Origin of the sequence: Nonomuraea soli (assembly GCF_013761175.1) — a bacterium.
Lineage (GTDB): Bacteria > Actinomycetota > Actinomycetes > Streptosporangiales > Streptosporangiaceae > Nonomuraea > Nonomuraea soli.
Map to the genome: position 1 here is coordinate 1 of NZ_JACDUR010000021.1, position 1023 is coordinate 1023.

The 1023-nt window shown below is 57.1% G+C and carries 1 rRNA gene; it reads left to right on the top strand.

Annotated features, from left to right (window positions below):
- Window positions 1-1021: ribosomal RNA gene (locus HNR30_RS46630) — 23S ribosomal RNA — on the top strand; the annotation flags it as partial.
- Between the last annotated feature and the right edge of the window lie 2 nt (window positions 1022-1023).

A 1023-nucleotide genomic window follows, 5' to 3' on the forward strand; every position in this document is an offset into this window, starting at 1 on the left:
GCGAAGGTGAGAACTTAAGCGCCGGTAAACGGCGGTGGTAACTATAACCATCCTAAGGTAGCGAAATTCCTTGTCGGGTAAGTTCCGACCTGCACGAATGGCGTAACGACTTCCCCGCTGTCTCAACCGCAGACCCGGCGAAATTGCAGTACGAGTAAAGATGCTCGTTTCGCGCAGCAGGACGGAAAGACCCCGGGACCTTCACTACAGCTTGACATTGGCGTTTGGAACGGTTTGTGTAGGATAGGTGGGAGACTGGGAAGCTCAGACGCTAGTTTGGGTGGAGTCATTGGTGAAATACCACTCTGGTCGTTTTGAACGTCTAACCCGCGCCCGTGGATCCGGGTGGGGGACAGTGTCTGGTGGGTAGTTTAACTGGGGCGGTTGCCTCCTAAAGGGTAACGGAGGCGCCCAAAGGTTCCCTCAGCCTGGTTGGCAATCAGGTGTTGAGTGTAAGTGCACAAGGGAGCTTGACTGTGAGACTGACGGGTCGAGCAGGAGCGAAAGCTGGGACTAGTGATCCGGCATCGGCGTGTGGAAGCGGTGTCGCTCAACGGCTAAAAGGTACCCCGGGGATAACAGGCTGATCTTCCCCAAGAGTCCATATCGACGGGATGGTTTGGCACCTCGATGTCGGCTCGTCGCATCCTGGGGCTGGAGTAGGTCCCAAGGGTTGGGCTGTTCGCCCATTAAAGCGGTACGCGAGCTGGGTTTAGAACGTCGCGAGACAGTTCGGTCCCTATCCGCTGCGCGCGCAGGAGACTTGAAAGGGGCTGTCCCTAGTACGAGAGGACCGGGACGGACGAACCTCTGGTGTGCCAGTTGTACCGCCAGGTGCATGGCTGGTTGGCTACGTTCGGAAGGGATAACCGCTGAAAGCATCTAAGCGGGAAGCTCGCCTTGAGATGAGGTCTCCCACCACGAGAGTGGGTAAGGCTCCCAGTAGACGACTGGGTTGATAGGCCGGAGGTGGAAGCACAGTAATGTGTGGAGCTGACCGGTACTAATAGGCCGAGGACTTGA